The organism is Planktosalinus sp., from assembly GCF_059864935.1.
In genome coordinates this window covers 1-5,240 of record NZ_JCBCCK010000424.1, presented here as the reverse complement: position 1 = coordinate 5,240, position 5,240 = coordinate 1, and the positions used below count along the sequence as shown (strand labels likewise).

Here is a 5,240-nt window from a genome sequence, read left to right as displayed (position 1 = left end):
TTTATGGTTTGTGGTTTCAGGTTTATGGTTAATGGTTAATGGTTAATGGTTAATGGTTTATGGTTTATGGTTTATGGTTTATGGTTTATGGTTTATGGTTAATGGTTAATGGTTAATGGTTAATGGTTAATGGTTAATGGTTAATGGTTAATGGTTAATGGTTAATAGTTTATAGTTTATAGTTTATAGTTTATAGTTTATGGTTGCGAAAAATTTGACGTTTATAAAATCTGTTTCACTTAAAGTGTTTTTGCTTTTTGGAGTTGCGATGTTGCTTCAGGGTTGTTTTGTGGCTAAAAATTATGAACGCCCGGAGGTACTTGATGAGGCGCATTTTAGGACTGATCAAATTGCCCGGGATAGTACCGGTTTGGGTGATCTTTCCTGGCGGGAACTGTTTAGGGATACACAATTAGCGAATCATATTGAACGCGCCCTTGAAAACAACATCGACATAAGAGTAGCACTGGAACAGATGGCCATTGCAGATGCGTATTACAAACAAGGCAAAGCCGGCTACTTCCCTACCCTGAATGCCCGCGGTCAGGTTACCCATCAGGAGTTATCGGCAAACAGTCAGTTTGGTTCCTTTTTTAACAGCAATATTACCCAGTTTGAACTTACCGCCACTATGGCTTGGGAAGCAGATGTGTGGGGGAAAATTAGAAGTGGCAAACGGGCTTCTGAGGCTGCTTATCTGCAAACAGCAGCTGCACATCAGGCAGTAAAAACCCAACTGATAGCAAATGTGGCAACCGTTTACTATCAACTTATGATGCTGGATGCCCAACTCGAGTTGGTTAATGAGACCATCAACAACAGGACAAACAGCCTTGAAACCACCAAAGCACTGAAAGATGCCGGACTGGTTACTGAAGTGGCCGTAAAACAAACCGAAGCACAACTGCTTACTGCTAAATTATTGAAGGTAGATATTGAACGTAACATTGCCCTGACCGAAAATATGTTCTCCATTCTTTTGGGTGAAATCCCTCAAACCGTTGAACGCGGCAAACTGGAGGAGCAATTATTGCCTGATGAACTGGAAACCGGCTACCCTGCCATGCTATTGGGCAACCGTCCCGATGTGATGGCTGCTGAATTCCGTTTGATGGAAGCTTTTGAACTGACCAACATTGCCCGAAGCCAGTTTTATCCCTCACTGGGAATTACAGCCACCTCCGGATTTCAAAGTCTGGAAGCCGACTTATTACTTAATCCCAACTCCATTTTTGCCACTTTTATAGGTTCACTTACCCAACCCATCTTTAACGGAAGACGCATCAGAACTGAATATGAAGCCTCCAAATCGCGTCAGGAAATAGCCTTGCTTCAGTTCAGACAGGCATTGCTAACTGCAAGCCGCGAGGTTTCAGATGCTTTGTATTCCTACATGGCCGCCGTTGAAAAAATCGATATTAAAAACAGGGAGTTTGAAGCCTATACCCTCGCTGCCGAATATTCAGAAGAACTCCTCAACTATGGCCTGGCCAACTATTTGGAAGTACTCACCGCAAGGGAAAGTACCCTAAACTCAGGAGTGCAATTGAGAATTTTGCAGTATGAAAAACTACAGGCTGTTGTGGAGTTGTACCGTGCGCTTGGGGGAGGAAGGGAGTAGGGTTTTTGGTTCAAAGTTCAAAGTTCAAGGTTCCAGGTTGAGATTCTGTAGAGTCCTAAATAGGATTGACCGTTTTTGGTTAATTGTTATTGGAATTAATTGGATATTTTCGGCTAAAGTTATACCACAGAGTTACACAGAGGAGGCACAGAGATACACGGAGGGTTTTGGGTGTTGTACTGCACGGTGGACTCTCTCCGCCATTGGCGGACCGGGGGGGTGAACGATGGCAGGTTCAATGTTTCGATTTTATTTTCTCGCAAAGGTGCAAAGACGCAGAGAAAATGTGAACGACCCCCTCCGGATTATTCTTTCGTGTAATTCTGAAAAATTCGGGTCATTCGGATCATTCGGATTATACCACCATTCCTGCTGCTACGGTTTCATTGGTTGTTTCGTCAATAAGAATAATACTTCCGGTAAAACGGTTTTCACGGTAGGAATCCAGCATTAACGGGCGGGTTGTTTTTAAAGTGACCCTTGCAATGGCGTTCATATCCAAATCCTTCTTTTCATTATTGCGGGCGTAGGTGTTGATATCAATCTGGTAAATCACCTCTTTGATCATTGCTTTTTTCTCGTTTGAAGTGTGCATAATGGTATAGCGTGCACGAGGCAGTGCGGGTTTGTTGTTCAGCCAGCAGAGCATCACGTCAAATTCCTGGTGCATTTCAGGTTGGTTGTTGGTTTTGACTATCATATCGCCCCTTCCCACATCGATATCGTCTTCCAATGAAATAGAAACAGACATAGGTGCAAAAGCTTCATTCACTAAATTCTCACCGGCATAAATGGAAGTAATTTTTGAGGTAAACCCTGAAGGCAGCACCGTGACCTCGTCACCCACCCTGTAAATCCCACCGGCAATGCGGCCGGCATAACCGCGGTAATCAAGAAACCCCTCACGCTGCGGCCTGATTATGGTTTGCACAGGAAAACGGGCGTCTATTTTATTGATATCACTACTGATATGCAGCGTTTCCAGGGTATGCAGCAAAGGTGACCCCTGAAACCAGTCCATATTTTGGGAACGGTTGACCACATTATCACCGTTTAAGGCACTGATGGGAATAAACCGCACATCCTGTATGTCCAGTTTGGAAGAAAACTCTTCAAAATGTGAAACGATAGTGTTATACTCCTCTTCCTTAAATTCCACCAAATCCATTTTATTTACACACACAATCATATGCGGAATTTGCAGTAATGAAGCAATAAAGGCGTGACGTTTGGTTTGCTCGATAACCCCGTGACGGGCATCGATGAGTATAATGGCAGCATTGGCCGTGGAAGCACCAGTGACCATATTGCGGGTGTACTGAATGTGCCCCGGAGTATCGGCAATAATAAATTTACGTTTGGGTGTGGTAAAGTAACGGTAAGCCACATCAATGGTGATGCCTTGTTCGCGTTCATCTCTTAAGCCATCAGTAAACAAAGCCAAATCCACTCCTTCGTGTCCCCTGCGTTTGCTAGTGGCCTCTACAGATGCCAGCTGGTCTTCAAAAATGGATTTACTGTCATACAGCAATCTCCCGATAAGCGTGCTCTTGCCGTCATCGACGGAGCCGGCGGTGGTGAAGCGGAGTAGTTGGTTGTTGTTTAATTGCATTTTCTCTTAATAATTACACTGATTGTGACGGATTTCGCGGATTGAAGGTATTTATAAAACGTTTCCACTTTAAACTGGACTCTCCAAAATTTATAAGTAAACCTAATTCAAATTTAGTTGTCTTTAAATAGTTTACTATTTGTAACTCCATAGTTTTGTGAATAAAGTTTGATGCTTTTAATTCAATAATAATCTTGTCAAAGCAAACAAAATCTGCTACAAAAAACTTATTCATTATTTCATCTTTATAATAAACTTGTAATTTTTCTTTGGACTTAAATGGCACTTTATTTTCGTTAAATTCTCTTTCTAAAGCCTCGTGATAAACTGACTCCAAAAATCCTGCACCTAATTCACTATGAACTTTCATACAACTCCCAATGATCTTAAAAGTTTCGTCTTTGTATAAAAGTGTACTCATATCCGTATAATCCGTTTAAAATCCGTGTAATCTCTTTTTAAAAATACCCCTCCCGCTTCCTATCCTCCATAGCACTCTCACTGCGTTTATCATCTGCCCTGTTCCCTCTTTCGGTGTGGCGCATGGCGGCTACTTCGGCGACTATTTTTTCGAGGGTATCTGCGTTGGATTCTATTCCTCCGGTGATGGTGATGTCTCCCAGTGTTCTGAACCGGATGTTTTTTTTATGGACTTCTTCTCCGGGTTCGGGTTTCAGGAATTCGGAGTTGGGAATCCAGGAATCGTTTCTCCAGACTACTTCACGCTCGTGGGCGAAATAAAGTGAAGGCATGGTGATGTTTTCACGTAAAATATAGTTCCAGATGTCCATTTCGGTCCAGTTGGAAATGGGGAAGGCCCGGAAGTGCTCGCCCTCAAAGTGTTTTCCGTTAAGGAGGTTCCAGAGTTCGGGACGTTGGTTTTTAGGGTCCCATTGCCCAAAATCATCACGGTGGGAAAAGAAGCGCTCTTTGGCGCGTGCTTTTTCTTCATCGCGTCTTCCGCCACCAATGGCGCAGTCAATTTTGTTTGATTCAATGGCATCCAGCAAGGTGATTGTTTGCAAGGCGTTGCGTGTAGCATTTTTTCCACGTTCTTCAGCTACCCTGCCTGTGTCAATGGATTGTTGTACCGAGCCTACAATCAGATTAACACCTAATTTTTTAACCAATTGGTCACGGAATTGGATGGTCTCAGGAAAATTATGTCCGGTATCCACGTGCAGTAAAGCAAATGGGATTTTAGCAGGATGAAATGCCTTATTGGCGAGGTGGGTCACCACAATGGAATCTTTCCCCCCGGAAAAAAGAATCACGGGGTTTTGAAATTGGGCATAAACTTCCCTGAGAATAAAAATGGCTTCAGACTCCAATTCGTCCAAATAATTGAGAAAAAACTTTTGCATGGTTTAGCGTGCTGACTTTTGTTCTACAAAGGTAATGACTTTTTTTACACAGGATTCGAGACTGTTTCCAACGGTTTGCAGGTGTAAATCGGGGTTTAGTGGTGGTTCATAAGGGGCATCAATACCCGTAAAGTCTTTGATTTCTCCGGCACGTGCTTTTTTGTAGAGTCCCTTGGGGTCACGCTGTTCGCAGACTTCCAGCGGGGTGTCAACAAAGATTTCATAGAAATTTTCTGCACCCACAATTTCCTTAACCATCGCCCGGTCCTTTCGCGTAGGCGAAATAAATGCTGCCAGAGTGATATTGCCGGCATCGACAAACAAACGGGCCACTTCGGCGATGCGCCTCAGGTTTTCTGTGCGGTCTTCTTCTGAAAAACCAAGCCCTTTATTGATACCGCTTCTGATGTTATCACCGTCCAGGGAATAAGTGTGCATCCCTTTTTGGAAAAGTTCATGCTCAACAGCACTGGCAATGGTTGATTTTCCGGAACCCGAAAGGCCGGTAAACCAAAGCACAAAGGCGCGGTGGTTGTGCGCTTTTTCCCTGTCCTGCCGGGTAGTGGCATATTCGTGCCTGATGATGTTATTTGCCATATTCTTCTGTTTTATTTCTGTGGCTCAAGCCAAAGTTGATGCGATA

General features: G+C 43.5%; 5 protein-coding genes. 1 reads left to right on the top strand and 4 read right to left on the bottom strand.

All coding sequences use genetic code 11. From position 1 onward, the window contains the following. Positions 1–214: 214 nt before the first annotated feature. Positions 215–1,621, top strand: a complete 1,407-nt coding sequence (locus AC6F75_RS12820; RefSeq protein WP_500715488.1) for an efflux transporter outer membrane subunit — start codon at positions 215–217, stop codon at positions 1,619–1,621. A 355-nt stretch (positions 1,622–1,976) separates the two neighbouring features. Here the strand turns inward: AC6F75_RS12820 and AC6F75_RS12815 are convergent, their stop codons facing one another. The 4 genes from AC6F75_RS12815 to cysC are packed head-to-tail and all read right to left on the bottom strand — an operon-like array spanning position 1,977 to position 5,194. After that, a complete protein-coding gene (locus tag AC6F75_RS12815) occupies positions 1,977–3,233 on the bottom strand; it encodes a GTP-binding protein (RefSeq protein WP_500715487.1) in 1,257 nt (418 codons plus the stop codon). A gap of 13 nt (positions 3,234–3,246) precedes the next feature. After that, positions 3,247–3,654 (bottom strand): GxxExxY protein, encoded by a 408-nt coding sequence (locus tag AC6F75_RS12810; RefSeq protein WP_500715486.1) that lies wholly within the window; start codon positions 3,652–3,654, stop codon positions 3,247–3,249. Positions 3,655–3,691: 37 nt separating this feature from the next. Beyond that, positions 3,692–4,597, bottom strand: a complete 906-nt coding sequence (cysD, locus tag AC6F75_RS12805; RefSeq protein WP_500715485.1) for a sulfate adenylyltransferase subunit CysD — start codon at positions 4,595–4,597, stop codon at positions 3,692–3,694. A gap of 3 nt (positions 4,598–4,600) precedes the next feature. Then, positions 4,601–5,194: an adenylyl-sulfate kinase gene (gene cysC, locus AC6F75_RS12800; RefSeq protein ID WP_500715484.1), complete on the bottom strand. Its 594-nt coding sequence runs from the start codon at positions 5,192–5,194 to the stop codon at positions 4,601–4,603. Positions 5,195–5,240: the final 46 nt, after the last annotated feature.

Excerpts from the sequence above, each read along its gene's own strand:
- AC6F75_RS12815 (WP_500715487.1), bottom strand. The coding sequence starts at position 3,233 with ATGCAATTAAACAACAACCAACTACTCCGCTTCACCACCGCCGGCTCC.
- cysC (WP_500715484.1), bottom strand. The coding sequence starts at position 5,194 with ATGGCAAATAACATCATCAGGCACGAATATGCCACTACCCGGCAGGAC.
- cysD (WP_500715485.1), bottom strand. The coding sequence starts at position 4,597 with ATGCAAAAGTTTTTTCTCAATTATTTGGACGAATTGGAGTCTGAAGCC.
- AC6F75_RS12810 (WP_500715486.1), bottom strand. The coding sequence starts at position 3,654 with ATGAGTACACTTTTATACAAAGACGAAACTTTTAAGATCATTGGGAGT.